Genomic DNA, 12,745 nt, shown 5'->3' on the forward strand with positions numbered 1-12,745 from the left:
TTTTACTATAAAAATTCATAAAATTCTTAAACCTATTTAATATAGTTTTGCTACTATTGATTATAAAGAACGGATGAAGGGGGGACTAGTGTACATAGTGCTGCAATCTATTAAAACAAATAGGGAGGGAATTATGAATGAATCGTAAATGGTGGATGACCATGGTTCTGATTTTTATTTTTTCTTTGTTAGCAATTATGCCGGTATATGCAGACAATGAACCGAATCCAATAGCCGATTCCCGTTCCGCGTCCTCGGACAGGACAGAACCGGAGATAACAGTTGGCCCCGATGGAAGAACGCTTTTATCGGAAGAAGATACCATTACAATCGGTCCTGGTATAGAATTAACAAGCTTTGAAAGATTTGATATACGTGGATGGCTGAATGGTGAAATTATGACAATCGACCTATCCAATGAAAATGTTTCAACGGACTTGCTGTTTCCCGGTGTAATCACAAAAGCAATGAGAGTTTCCGAGATGGCACAAGCTTCTGGAGCAGTTGGGGCTGTGAATGGTGATTTCTTTGACATTAATAATACGAAGGCACCTTCAGGGACGATGATTAAAGATGGGGACCTGTTGAAGAGTCCACAAGGCTCCCATACGTTGACTGCAGGAGTGGATGAGCAAGGGAAAGGGCAAATTGCAAATATTTTCCTTGAGGGTACCATTAAGCTTCCGGCTGGAGAGTATACGCTCTCCGCATTGAATCAATCTTCCATTCCATCCAGCGGAATTGGACTTTATACATCTGTATGGGGTCAGGCCCAAAGACCGGCCAGCGGATCTTCTCTATATGAAGTAACCGTACAAGAAGGAGAAGTAGTGGGTGTGTCTGAGGAACCTGGAAGTGGAGAGATCCCAGAGAACACCTTTGTATTGGTTGGACGTGAACAAGGGGCTGCTAATTTAAAAGAACTGTCGATAGGTGATGAAGTAAGCGTGGAATACGCGCCAAAAATGGATGAAGATACATTAATGAATTTTGCAGTAGGTGGAAATGTCAAGCTGGTTGAAAATGGACAAGTTCCTGCAACAATTGATGACAGCACAACAGCACCACGTACGGCTGTTGGGTTTTCTGAAGATGGGAATACGATGATTCTCGGGCTTGTTGACGGTCGTCAATCCGATAGTCGCGGAATGACCTATAAAGAGCTAGGGGAATTGATGAAGGAATACGGTGCATATACTGCCTTGAATATCGATGGTGGTGGATCATCGACAATGGTCGCACGAAAACCAGGTTATGAAAATGCCGAGGTGATAAATGAACCATCTGATGGTGTTGAACGCAGTGTACCAAATGGAATTGGCATTTATGCCGAGGCTGGCAGCGGCGAGCTCACAGATTTTTCAGTTGAGACAGTCTCGGATACGGAAAACAGTGATCGTATTTTCCCAGGATTGAGCAGAAGTTTTACTGGGATTGGTTACGACGAAAACTATTCTCCAGTAGAAGTTGGAGAAATATCCTGGCAGGCATTGCCGGCAGATGTCGGATCTTTTGATGAAGATGGCGTTTTTTACGCGAAAAAAACAGGCACTGCTGTAGCGGAAGCACAAATTAAATCTGCAAAGGGAACAAAGGAGATTACTGTACTCGGAGAATTGGAGCGGATAGCTTCTTCAAATTCCTATCTGGGACTTGAAATGGGCAGGAACAGCAGTTTTTCAGTTACTGGCTATGATTCGAAGGGTTATTCAGCTCCAATTGAAGCACTCGATATTGAGTTGGAGTATGATGATTCGGTTGTTGCAATCGAGGAAAAACATGACGGGAGCTTTACCGTGGTACCAGTGGAAGATGGGGCATCCACTACCATTTCAGTAACTGTACTGGATAAGGAAGTAAGTATTCCTGTCACGGTCGGACTTACATCCGTCAATATAGCTGATTTTGAAGACACAACAGGATGGGGTGTAACTAAATATCCATCGAGTGTCGGTGCATCCATGGAAGTAGTAGAAGGCAGAGAGGGGAATGGCATCCAGGTAAACTATGACTTTTCGACAACTACTGCAACACGGGCAGCCTATTTACAGACATCCCCTCGTCTCGAACTCCCTGGTGATGTTCAGAAAATCGGTTTATGGGTACATGGTGATGGCAATGGTGCTTGGCTTCGTACCGTCATTTCCGACGCAACCGGCACAAACTATACATTAACATTAGCGAATCAGGTGGATTGGACTGGATGGAAATACGTAGAAACATCCCTTCCGGAGGGTATAAGCTATCCAGCGAAATTATGGCGTATATACCCAGTGGAAACAAACAGTAATAAGCAATATACAGGACAGCTGATCTTTGATGATATAACTGTTGAAGTTCCGCCATCTGTTGAAATGATAAATGAAGAAGCACCGGCATCTGCTGATCCATTGATTATCCAAAATGATTCGATAGGCAATGACCGCTGGAAATTTGCAGTACTTACCGATAGCCAATTTGTAGCAGCTTCTCCTAACAGTAATCAAGTAGAAATGGCAAGGGAATCCCTTCGCCAGATTGTAGCCGAAGATCCTGAATTCCTGGTGATTAACGGGGATTTTGTTGATACAGCATGGGAAGAGGATTTCGAGTTTGCCAAACAGATCTTGGAAGAAGAAGTAGGAGATGAGATTCCAGTCTATTATATTCCTGGTAACCATGAAATTGCAGGTTCAGGGAATTTGGATAACTTTTTGGACGTATTTGAGGAAAACCGTTATAGCTTTGACCATAATGGCACCAGATTTATTTTACTGGACACGTCAACTGGAAGCTTAAGAACGAGCGATTTTGACCAAATGATTGAATTGAAGGAATCTCTGGATGATGCCGCATCGGATCCTGCCATTAAAAATGTGACGGTTATCGGACACCATCCAACTCGTGACCCGTTGCCAACAGACAATAGTCAGCTGTCAGATCGAAAAGAGGCTGAGCTATTGGAAAAATGGCTGACTGAATTCCGTGAAGAATCGAATGGAAAAGGGGCAATATATTTGAGTGGTCATGCCCACACTGTACATCTGGAACGAGTTGAGGGTGTTCCATACATGGTTACAGGACCTGCCGGGAAGGCACCTTATGGCGCAAAAGATAATGGAGGCTTCTATGCATGGACATTATTTGGAATTGATCCTACTGCTGTACCGAACAAGGCAATCGGTCCAGACAGAGCAGCAGAGCAAAGCAACGTAAAAGGCTCAGAATGGATCCAAGCAGAAGTTCTCCCACTGCTGGAATCAGTCACACTGCATGCACCTGAAACTGTTACAATCGGTGAAACCATTTCAATTGATGCAACAGGTCATCAGGCTGGAAATCTGGATTTCCCTTTACGCTATCCAGCATCTGTAACTTGGGAGGGAAGCGATAATGTTTATGTCGGCTCTGGAGATACAGCCGAACAAGCCGAAAAATCTGGCAGCTATGCAGCTATCTTCAACCCAGCAGATGGAAAGCTTAAACCATTGAAAGCAGAGGAAATTACATTAAAAGTTACATCAAACAACGTAAGCGATGAGCAGCAGATAACAATTCAATAGGAATCTATTTTTAAAAGAAAAGATGCAATTTCACTTTGGTGAATTGCATCTTTTTGGTGTTTTTTAATTTTTACGTTATATATAAAGTTACGTAGGATTAAGATTATTGCCGAGTGCTCGTAAACAGGGGTAAACACCCGTGCATTGACTTTGGGCATTCCAACATCGAATCCAAACGCTCCGTGTTATGTGAGGACTAGAGGCAGGTTTCTTCGTCCAGTGTCAAGTCCCACCCGGGAGAGGGGAGCTACGAGATGGGAGAGCGCTCTGCACAGTCGGGATAGTTCCGCCTCCAAACGGGAGAGCACTCCACCCAGCCGGGAAAGGCCCACCTCAACTTGGGAGAGCATCCACGCGCACACTCGGCTTAGCCAAGCCTCCACTCTCACTCGACATAATCTTGTGAAAAACAACCAGACAAAAATCGTTAATTTTGGTAATAAAAACCTCTACAGATGGCCATTATAAGGAGTGACTTATAATAAATGAATACGTAATCGTTTACATAACGAATTTTAACAAATACTTCAGAAAAAATATTGATTTTCTAGAAACAATGAGTATATAATATGTAACAGTCGCTCTGATTGTTAGGTGAATAGCTTGCTAAAGACCCGCATCATGGAGTGAATTTTCATAATAATAGAATTATACACATCTTAGAACGGAGGGTCTTTTTATGCTTAGTAATCCACTAATAGCTACAACATTAATTTTTGCGTTAATCGCTTTAGGGGAATGGCTTTCAATCGTTTCCCGAGCAAGAGTCCCCATGCTTCTGACAGCAATGGTAGGCTATCTGGTTTTAGTTTGGACAGGAATCTTCCCTGCGGATTTATTGGATAGATCTCAATTTGCTGCACTGGGTGCCATTCTGATTGGTCCTGCCATTTTACATATGGGAACAATGATCCCATTTGCTACATTAAAAAGTCAATATAAAGCAGTATTGATTGCGGTGGGCGGACTCATTGTGTCAGGAGTACTTGTACTGACCATTGTCACCTTCCTGTTTGATTATCCGACTGCTGTTGCTGGGGTTGGTCCACTTAGTGGTGGTGTTATAGCCCTGCTAATTACATCGGAGAAGCTGACTGAAATTGGACTTGCAAGCTTAGTTATTATCCCAGCCTTGATTGTTGCATTTCAGGGTGTGTTGGGAATGCCGCTTGCTCAATACTTCTTACGCAAATATGCTTTTACGATTCAAAAGGAAATGGATAATGGGACATTTGTTTCTTTCAATAGTACAGACAGTTCTCCAACTGAGAAGGTTTCATCAAGTCCATTCAAGTCGAGTATGACTTTAAAATTATTCTACGTGTTTGTTGGTGCGGCAATAGGTGTTGCTCTTGGCGAAATCACGCCAATTAATTACAGTCTTTGGTGTCTGATTATTGGTGTTGCTGGATTGAAGTTCGGTATTTTTGAACCGAAGCAGCTGGAGAAAGCTAATTCATTTAACATTACAATGATTGGTATTGTGTTTGTCGTTATTGGTACAATGGCAGGAGTTACTCCACAGGACGTTGTCAGCAATCTGCCAAGTGTTATCGTACTTATGTTGGTTGGTACTACAGGTCTTTGTATTGGAGGATATATTGTATCCAAACTGGTAAAATGGCATCCGCATAAAGGAATGCCTGTAGCTTTAACTGCCCTTTTCGGCTTCCCTGCAGATTACATACTCTGTGAAGAAGTAAGCAGAAGTATTGCCCGGAATGAAAAAGAAGAAAAAGCAATTTTCAATGAAATACTGACACCGATGTTGATTGGTGGTTTTACCACAGTTACAATTGCATCTGTAGTTATAGCTGGAATATTGGTGGAGACATTATAGAGGATATTCAAAAAGTCCGAGATTAATGTGCAATTAGGAGGTATTAGATAATGACTAGAACGCTGATTAAAAATGGTCTATTGATCGATGGAAATGGTGGCGAACCTCAGAAGAATGCAGCTGTTGTTCTGGAGGATAATCGCATTGTATATGCAGGGGAAGAAAGTGGCTATACTTCCACTGGTGAAGAAACGATTCTTGATGCTCAAGGTGGAACGATCATTCCTGGGCTGATTGATACACATGTCCATATGATGATGGAATTTTCCTCAGCTGCAGACAGACTGGCAAAACCTTTCTCATTTATGTATTACGAGGCTGCGAAGTATTTGGAAAGGACGCTTCATGCTGGGGTGACTTCCGTTCGTGACGCTCTAGGCACCGATCTTGGAGTAAAAAAGGCAGTTGAAGAGGGTTTGATAGCTGGACCGAGATTGCAACTGAGCATTAATGCCCTGACAATCACCGGTGGCCATGGAGATGGCTATACTGTTTCAGGGAGAGATATGGATATTCTCCCTTCCGGTTATCCAGGAATGCCAAACGGTAAGTGTGACGGAGTGGAAGAGGTGCGTAAGAAAGCCCGTGAAATGCTGCGTGCGGGTGCAGAGGTAATTAAGGTTCATGCAACTGGTGGTGTGTTAAGTGCAACAGACCATCCGGAATTTACGCAGTTTTCACAGGCTGAACTGGAAGCTATCGTTGAAGAGGGTAAATTCCGAAAAGGGGTAAAAGTCATGGCACATGCCCAGGGTGCAGAAGGGATCAAGAATGCGGTAAGAGCCGGGATTCATTCGATCGAGCATGGGATTTTCATCGATGACGAAGCAATTGAATTGATGCTGGAAAAAGGAACATTCCTTGTCCCAACATTGCTCGCTCCGGTAGCAGTTCTTGAAACAGCCGATGAAATGGGAATGCCGGAAACAGCAGTACAAAAATCCAAAGAGGTTATCGAAATTCACAAAGCGAGCATTGCAAAAGCATATCAAGCTGGAGTTAAGATTGCAATGGGAACCGATGCCGGCGTAATGAAACATGGTACAAACCTGCGTGAATTAGGGCTGATGGCGGATGTTGGGATGACACCAATGGAAACAATCGTTGCTTCTACGAAAACAGCTGCAGAATGTTTGGGCTGGGAAGATAAAGTAGGCACCATTGAGTCAGGAAAGCTGGCTGACATAGTCATCGTAAAAGATAATCCATTAGAAGATATCTACTCAATGGCAAATAACGATACCATTCAAGTTGTAATAAAAGATGGAAAAGTGGAAAAGAATATTCTTGTTTAATAAAAAGCCTATCCAACCGGATAGGCTTTTTTGGCACTAGGTATTATGATGAAATATATATTAAAATTAAAGTAAATGAAATACATTACAGGATTTATCCAATTTGGAGTTCCTCCACGAAACGTGATAAGGTTTGTGAAACTTTTGTCATCATAGCAGAGGAGGGCTTTTTTTATCAAGTAAGAAAGTATAGATTTTGGCAGCAATTAACTCTTGCACATAAAGAGCCACGTCCAGCTCCAGCGCCTACCCCCTCGAGGTCTAAAGTAGAAACTACCTGTGGCAAAGAACGCCACTGGTAGTTTCTACTTTAGCTTGTCGGGGGTGATCAAGGCGCTTGCGCTTTTGTTCTCATACTTAAAGGAAGTTCCGTTTCTGTTCCTACCAGAGCCTGGGGCTTAAGAGTTGGAGTTAAGTTATCTTTGACAAATATCTTATCCATGAATATAATTTAAGTAAGGAAATGTAAGGAATGGAGGTTAATCAAGTGTTTGAAGCTAAATTAACAAGTAAGGGCCAAATTACAATCCCTATTGAAATTAGACGTATGCTAGAGTTGGATACTGGAGATCAAGTGTCATTTACCATTAACGAGAATGGAATCTTTCTAGACAAGTTAAAACGGCCACTGACGATTCAAGAAAGATTTGCGCACTATGATATCAGTAAAACAAATAAAGAGGTAAGTGAATCAATGAAAGAAATTGATATGGGGAATGATGTTGGAGAGGAAGAATTCTAATGTATAGAGCTAGACAGGGAGACATTATTTATATAGACTTTAACCCGCAAAAGGGATCTGAACAGCGGGGAAGAAGACCTGCAATCATAGTTAGTAATGATTTTTTTAACCAGCTCAGCAGTTTAGCTCTTGTTTGTCCAATTTCAAATGTTTCTTCTGATTTCCCGCTGAATGTTAAGTTAGACCACAAGACAGAAACAACTGGCTCCATTTTATGTCAACATGTAAAGTCCCTTGATTTTACAGCACGAAATGCATCTTTTATTGAAAGACTCCCAACTGAATTGTTAGAAGAAGTCCTCAGTATTATTCGTAGTGAATTTTAATAAGGATTTCAATATTGAGGTAAGTATTATAGAGGTAAAGTCTAATTTTTAGTGACTGAGCTTATTAATGGGAAAATCAGACCTTGCTGCTCTGAATTTGGCATTTAGAGGGACTCGGGGACAAGCAGAGTCCACTGAAAAAAGGCCTGTTTTCAAGTAAACTTTCTTTTACTAAAGCAGGAATTTTCAGGTTTCTGCTATTTCCACCTGTCACACTATCCCGCGACTTCATTCTTCTGGGGCAATCAAAAATTTGGCGTGAGTAATTACATATGATAAGAAGAAGGCACAATGGCAGAAAAGATCCGCTAGTTGCGCCTTCTTCCGCGCAAAACCTTCGATTGTCCTCATATTTCTCTTTACTCTATATCGCTAGGTCAATCTAATTCTACTGATCCTTTATTTTATACTTGCTCTTCTGGTACTTGATTATAATCAATTTCAAATCCGAGGTCTTCAATCATTTTATGATCCTCCGTACTCTCCTGGCCGGCTGTCGTTAAATAGTCACCAACAAAGATTGAATTGGCTGGATAAAGTCCAAGTGGCTGCAGACTTCTCAAATTTACTTCCCGTCCACCCGAAATACGAATTTCCTTGGTAGGATTGATATAACGAAATAAGGCCAATACTTTCAAGCAATACTTCGGATGCAATTCTTCTGTTCCTTCTAATGGTGTTCCATCAATCGCATGTAAGAAGTTTACTGGGATAGAGTCTGCATCAAGAATTTTAAGACTTCTTGCCATATCAATCACATCTCCTTGTGATTCCTTCATACCGACTATCACACCAGAACATGGTGAAATACCTGCTTCTTTTGCTGTATTAACTGTTGCCACACGGTCATCATATGTATGTGATGTTGTAATATTGGGATGGTGAGCTTTGGATGTATTGATATTATGGTTATAACGATCAACACCAGCGTCCTTTAATTGCTCTGCTTGATCCGGCTTTAAAATCCCCATACAAGCACATACTTTTAAATCGTATTTACCCTTAATTTCTTTGACCGCTGAAGCAACTGTATCCACTTCCCGTTTGCTTGGCCCTCTGCCGCTCGCAACAATGCAATACGTTCCTGCATTTAGCCGATCTGCTTGCTCTGCACCACTTAGCAGTGAAACTCTATTTACGAATGTGTACTTCTCTACAGGTGCCTTTGATATTGAGGATTGAGCACAATATCCACAGTTTTCCGGACAGAGACCCGATTTCGCATTAATAATCATATTTAATTTCACTTTATTCCCGTAATAATGACGTCTAATATTATAGGATCCCTGCAGTAGCAATAGCAATTCGTCATCCGGACAATTTAGAATTGAAAGTGCTTCATCATCACTTATTTCATCGCCTGCTAACACTCTATTTGCCATACCAAACCAATCATTCATCATTTTTTATTCTCCCTTTTTAAAGATTTATAAGATTGCCCCGAGCGATTGCATATATTATCAGTTTTCAACCCTGTATGCCGAACGAGCGCTCCATACCATTTTCCAACAAAGAGTCTCAACACTTAAGCAGTTGTCTTATGTTCTGTATTTCTGGATCTGTAGACTTTTCCGTGAAGCCGGAATGCCAGTATACCAGCTAAACAAGAGAAGATAATATCTTTCGGAAATGGAGCAGCCATCCATAACCATGCAATCGCATAACTAAATCCCTCTGGAGCACCAAACCATAACTGATAAGCAAAGTACATCCAAGTTGTTCCAAAAACATAGTTAATGGTCATTCCTGCTAATGCTGCAATAATAAAGTTTGTTTTTGAAGATTTTTTCTCTACCATTTTTCCTGCAACATAGGCAACTAGAATATTAGATAGAATAAACCCGAAAGTTGGTGTGAGTATTGATGATGGGCCACCTGAGAATTGAGAAAAAACAGGAGCTCCAGCTAGTCCAATCAGGGCATATACTGTCATGGAAATAGCTCCTAATCTGCTCCCAAGCAGAAGCCCTGATAAAATACTGAAAAATGTAGTTAAGGTAATCGGTACTCCTCCGACAACAATAAAAGCTGTTATATTTGCACCGATTGCCATTAACGAAGCGAATAATCCCGCTAATGTAATATCTTGCGCTTTCAATTTAATTGTTCTTCCTCCTTTCTGCTTCACAAATCAGCTGAAATTTGCAACAATCTAATTTATTTATTGTTAAAACTAAGAATATTTTATTCCTGACTTAATGTCAACCCATTTATAAAAATGGATAACATTTAAGTTAAGATTATAGCAAGGGGATTCAATTTCCACTGCATTTGCAGGCTTTGATGGAAGTGTAAACGTTAAATTTTTTTATTAAGATAAAGGACCTTCACCCCCCTCAAAGAGGTTATTATGACAATTAATATGGCTAAAAAATAGCCGAATTATTATATAACTAACTATCCAAATAAGAGACCTATTGATATTCAGCTATCTCTTGCATACAATTTAATAGAAGTGCAATAAGTGCTTCCCTTTAAGAAATGATCTCTTTAATTAGAAATATAGTTAGTTTACTTATTCCTTATCAAGTGTTGCACCTCTTTCTGGTAAGATTTTGTTGAATAGGGTTTAATGTACTTAAGAAGATACCATGTCAGAAAATTCAGGGGAATATGAAGGGAGTTGCTTGTATTGGTTAGGATAATTAATAAAGGGATTGTAAAAGCGGCAGGATTTATGAATATGAAAAATAGAATCAATTATTTCAAGGTTGCACCAGAAGCTTTAGAGAAAATTATGGAAATGGAAAAGTACGTAAAGAAAACACCCATTGACCGAAAGTTGAGAGAACTGATCAAAATAAGAGTGTCCCAAATTAATGGTTGCTCCTACTGCATTCAAATGCATACAAAAGAAGCGAAGAAGTTAAAGGTCTCTGGCGAGCAGATTGACCAGTTAAGCAAGTGGAAAGAAACGAACATATACAGCGAAAACGAAAAAGCAGCACTGCAGCTTGCAGAAAACATAACATTAATTTCAGAAAAAGGTGTTGATGAGGAGTTATATAATCAAGTTAGAAAATATTATGATGAAAAGGAATATATTAATTTGGTTATGATCATCAATCAGATAAATATGTGGAATAGGTTATCCATTTCAGCGGGAAACAAAGCGAACATGGAACTAAACGATTAGCCCACTCTAACTTTCAAAGCACTTCTTTTAAAAGAGGTGCTTTTATTTATGGTTATTATCCGATAATTTATTGCCTTGTTGTTTAACCTTTCATTTGAAAGCAACTGCCAATGGGCGGACCAGCAACCAAAACAGTCAATCCAATGCTTTCCTAGTTTACCCAACAAACAGAGTGGGAAGGGAAAATAGTAGTCAACTCACATTTTATAAATTAAGGAGGTATATTTTGGGTAAAAATAACTCTTTTCTGAAAACAGGCAGACCGGTAATGGAAGGGAAGAATGGGGCGGTCACATCGCCGCATTATTTAGCCACGCAAACCGGAAAGCGGATACTGGACCGTGGCGGCCATGCGGTAGAAGCGGCGATTGCAGTTAATTCTGTACTTTGTGTTGTGCTCCCGCATATGGCTGGACTTGGTGGAGATTTATTCGCAATGGTTTGGGACGAGCAGGAAAAGGAAGTTAAGTCGTTAAATGGCAGTGGAAAATCCGGGAGTCAAGTGAACAGGGACGTATATAAACAAAAGGGCTTGGAAGAAATCCCGGAGCGTGGGCCTTTAGCAGCGAATACTGTCCCTGGAACGGTGGATGCATGGTGGGCCCTTCATAAACGATATGGAAAACTGGAATGGTCACAGCTGTTTGAAGACGCTATCCATTATGCGGAAAGTGGCTTTCCAATTACAGAAAAGGTGAGCGGTTATGTACAGGATAAGGCTGAATTATTAAGTGAATATCCGGAAACGAAAGCATTGTTTTTCAGCAATGGACATCCTATCCAAGCAGGAGAACTTCTGGTCCAGCCTAATTTGGCGTGGGCTTTCAAACAAATTTCCAAAGACGGCAGAGATGCCTTTTACCAAGGAGAGATTGCGGATAAAGTTATTGCTTCCATGGAGAAGCATGATGGCTTGCTCGTAAAGGAGGACTTCGCAAATCACTCGTCGGAATGGGAAAATCCAATCACGAGGGAGTATAGAGGATACGAAATCTATCAAGTAAAACCGAATACACAGGGGCTTGCTGTATTAATGATGTTGAATATGCTGGAAAAGTATGATATGGAATCGATAAATGATGGTACTGCAGATTACTATCATCTGTTGGCAGAGGCCAGCAAGCTAAACTTTCGCTATCGAGATGAATGGGTGACAGACCCTAACTCTATTCAAATACCCTACGATCAACTACTATCCAAAAACTTGTCATCGAAAATTAACGATCATTTCTCCAACGATAAGGTATTTCAGGAATCGAGCCTGGAAGAGCTTCCTTCGATTAAAGAAAGCAGAGACACTGCCTTCCTGAGTATCGTCGATGGAGATGGAAACTGTATTTCTCTGATTCAAAGCATTTTCCATGAATTCGGTTCGGCTTTTATCCCGGAAGGTTGCGGGTTCCTCCTGCAAAACCGTGGTTCATATTTTAGTTTGGACTCCAATCATCCAAATAGCCTGGAACCTAACAAGCGTACCTTTCATACAATCATCCCTGCAATGGCATTAAAGGATGGAAAGCCGTATATGTTATTCGGGTCCATGGGCGGAGAAGGCCAGCCGCAAACGCAATGTGCCATGCTGACAAGGGTGATTGATTTTGGCTATAACATTCAACAGGCGATTGAAGCCCCTCGCTGGCTTTATGGAAAAACGTGGGGCGAAGACAGCTCCACACTGAAGGTAGAGGCTAGGATCCCCAGTGAAATTGTTGATGATTTGAAAAAGCGTGGGCACGAGGTGGAGGTCGTTGAAGACTATTCCCAAACGATGGGACATGCACAAGGAATAATCATTGACAGTGAGAGCGGGATATATAGTGCTGGAGCAGACCCGCGTGGTGACGGGATTGCACTATCCTGGTAA

Annotated in this window: 9 protein-coding genes; 7 read left to right on the forward strand and 2 right to left on the reverse strand. The window is 41.2% G+C overall.

Features of this window, described 5'->3' with window-relative positions; genetic code table 11:
- Window positions 1–137 precede the first annotated feature (137 nt).
- The 5 genes from A4245_RS03905 (at window position 138) to A4245_RS03925 (ending at window position 7,745) form a co-directional block, all read left to right on the forward strand.
- The gene (locus A4245_RS03905; RefSeq protein ID WP_067725868.1) at window positions 138–3,542 is read left to right on the forward strand and encodes a phosphodiester glycosidase family protein; all 3,405 of its coding nucleotides are present in this window, start codon (window positions 138–140) and stop codon (window positions 3,540–3,542) included.
- Between the two features lie 679 nt (window positions 3,543–4,221).
- Entirely contained in the window at window positions 4,222–5,382 is a 1,161-nt protein-coding gene (locus tag A4245_RS03910) for a hypothetical protein (protein WP_067725871.1), read from the forward strand.
- A gap of 50 nt (window positions 5,383–5,432) precedes the next feature.
- A complete protein-coding gene (locus A4245_RS03915) occupies window positions 5,433–6,677 on the forward strand; it encodes a metal-dependent hydrolase family protein (protein WP_067725873.1) in 1,245 nt (414 codons plus the stop codon).
- A 487-nt stretch (window positions 6,678–7,164) separates the two neighbouring features.
- Window positions 7,165–7,419: an AbrB/MazE/SpoVT family DNA-binding domain-containing protein gene (locus A4245_RS03920; RefSeq protein WP_067725875.1), complete on the forward strand. Its 255-nt coding sequence runs from the start codon at window positions 7,165–7,167 to the stop codon at window positions 7,417–7,419.
- The gene (locus A4245_RS03925; RefSeq protein WP_067725877.1) at window positions 7,419–7,745 is read left to right on the forward strand and encodes a type II toxin-antitoxin system PemK/MazF family toxin; all 327 of its coding nucleotides are present in this window, start codon (window positions 7,419–7,421) and stop codon (window positions 7,743–7,745) included. The genes A4245_RS03920 and A4245_RS03925 overlap by 1 nt, the downstream gene beginning before the upstream one ends.
- A 404-nt stretch (window positions 7,746–8,149) precedes the next feature.
- Here A4245_RS03925 and bioB read toward each other — a convergent pair whose 3' ends face one another.
- Window positions 8,150–9,145: a biotin synthase BioB gene (gene bioB, locus A4245_RS03930; RefSeq protein WP_067726274.1), complete on the reverse strand. Its 996-nt coding sequence runs from the start codon at window positions 9,143–9,145 to the stop codon at window positions 8,150–8,152.
- A gap of 125 nt (window positions 9,146–9,270) precedes the next feature.
- Complete coding sequence (locus tag A4245_RS03935; protein ID WP_157087661.1) at window positions 9,271–9,849, reverse strand: biotin transporter BioY; 579 nt, start codon at window positions 9,847–9,849, stop codon at window positions 9,271–9,273.
- 579 nt (window positions 9,850–10,428) lie between these two features.
- Between A4245_RS03935 and A4245_RS03940 the strand changes: the two genes are divergently transcribed.
- Both A4245_RS03940 and ggt read left to right on the forward strand, forming a co-directional pair.
- A complete protein-coding gene (locus A4245_RS03940) occupies window positions 10,429–10,881 on the forward strand; it encodes a carboxymuconolactone decarboxylase family protein (protein ID WP_067726276.1) in 453 nt (150 codons plus the stop codon).
- 226 nt (window positions 10,882–11,107) lie between these two features.
- Window positions 11,108–12,745, forward strand: coding sequence for a gamma-glutamyltransferase (gene ggt, locus A4245_RS03945; RefSeq protein WP_234402342.1), 1,638 nt, complete (start codon window positions 11,108–11,110; stop codon window positions 12,743–12,745).

This window comes from Oceanobacillus damuensis, assembly GCF_001618145.1.
Classification (GTDB): Bacteria; Bacillota; Bacilli; order Bacillales; family Amphibacillaceae; genus Oceanobacillus; species Oceanobacillus damuensis.

Excerpts from the sequence above, each read along its gene's own strand:
- A4245_RS03905 (WP_067725868.1), top strand. The coding sequence starts at position 138 with ATGAATCGTAAATGGTGGATGACCATGGTTCTGATTTTTATTTTTTCT.
- A4245_RS03910 (WP_067725871.1), top strand. The coding sequence starts at position 4,222 with ATGCTTAGTAATCCACTAATAGCTACAACATTAATTTTTGCGTTAATC.
- A4245_RS03915 (WP_067725873.1), top strand. The coding sequence starts at position 5,433 with ATGACTAGAACGCTGATTAAAAATGGTCTATTGATCGATGGAAATGGT.
- A4245_RS03925 (WP_067725877.1), top strand. The coding sequence starts at position 7,419 with ATGTATAGAGCTAGACAGGGAGACATTATTTATATAGACTTTAACCCG.
- bioB (WP_067726274.1), bottom strand. The coding sequence starts at position 9,145 with ATGAATGATTGGTTTGGTATGGCAAATAGAGTGTTAGCAGGCGATGAA.
- A4245_RS03940 (WP_067726276.1), top strand. The coding sequence starts at position 10,429 with ATGAAAAATAGAATCAATTATTTCAAGGTTGCACCAGAAGCTTTAGAG.